The sequence below is a fragment of the Saccharopolyspora taberi genome, from assembly GCF_039534165.1.
GTDB classification, from domain to species: Bacteria; Actinomycetota; Actinomycetes; order Mycobacteriales; family Pseudonocardiaceae; genus Saccharopolyspora_D; species Saccharopolyspora_D taberi.
In genome coordinates this window covers 1-1,000 of record NZ_BAAAUX010000048.1, presented here as the reverse complement: position 1 = coordinate 1,000, position 1,000 = coordinate 1, and the positions used below count along the sequence as shown (strand labels likewise).

Sequence of the window (1,000 nt, the reverse complement as noted above, 5' to 3'; positions counted from 1 at the left end):
TCTCCATGTGCATGTAGTTCCGAGGTACCGGAATGACTCGATGGGTCCGATTTGGCCAACTCGGAAAGATGTGCCGAATTTCGACATAGAGCAGACCGCATCGATGATTCGTGATTCAATTCGTCAAACATGAACTAGTATAGATATGGTCACAATGGCCATCCCAACTATTGCGAGCACCCCGTAGAAAGCGACTAGCGTTCCGGATCCCATTACCTTTCCTTGCTGGACTATATCTCGATCAAGGAATATGGATACATTCATAGCGAACCGGGGGACAGCGCGAATGTCCGATCGCACGTAGTCATAGAGAAGACGAAACAACCTTTCCTGCCTCAGAAAATAGCTGTCCAGCCACCAAAAGCCAAGTGTTAACGCTAGTCCAATTATCGCCAAGCGCCAGTCTGTTCGGTTTAATGATACCCCGTACGCTGCCATAGAAACCGTCAGGCTCCATCCCTTGACGAGGAACGAGTTGGAAGCGAGGCGCGTTATGATGGCTTGAATCAGCTCAAGGTGCTTGACGTTCTCCGCCCGCGTGACTTCGTCGTTCGTGTCAACGGCTTCTGCTGGAGAATCGGACACGGGTCCTCGCCTTCTGGCAATGCAGCAACCAAAAATAGTGGAATTCGCCAATAGGTACATAAAGGGTATAGCGGCTATGGGATTGGCTGGAATTCTCGTTTTTGCGACGTTCGGGGTAAACGAGTTTCCATGCAGCCTATTTTGGCTGTGCCTGACGACGTCAAAGGCGTTCTCGCTGACGTACCTCCTTAACCTCAGTCGTCTTCCTAGTCGTCGACTGCAAGGAGGGCGTTACGGAAGTCATCAAAAAGTGACCACAGCCAGGCGGCCGATCACGCAGCCGCTGCGCTGGCTTGCCAGTAGGAAGTGGTAGGCCGACCACCCATGCAGCGTGCACACCTTGGTTCGTTGAGCCTGTCCGGGAGGGCACCCATACCGCCGGCGTCCTGGCACGAATTCTGCAGCTCACTTCCTC

1 protein-coding gene is annotated in these 1,000 nt (G+C 53.0%); it reads right to left on the bottom strand.

Features of this window, described 5'->3' with window-relative positions; genetic code table 11:
- Window positions 1-123 precede the first annotated feature (123 nt).
- Window positions 124-585 carry a hypothetical protein gene (locus tag ABD691_RS33535; RefSeq protein ID WP_344686398.1) on the bottom strand — a complete coding sequence of 154 codons (462 nt, stop codon included), beginning with the start codon at window positions 583-585 and terminating at the stop codon, window positions 124-126.
- Window positions 586-1,000: the final 415 nt, after the last annotated feature.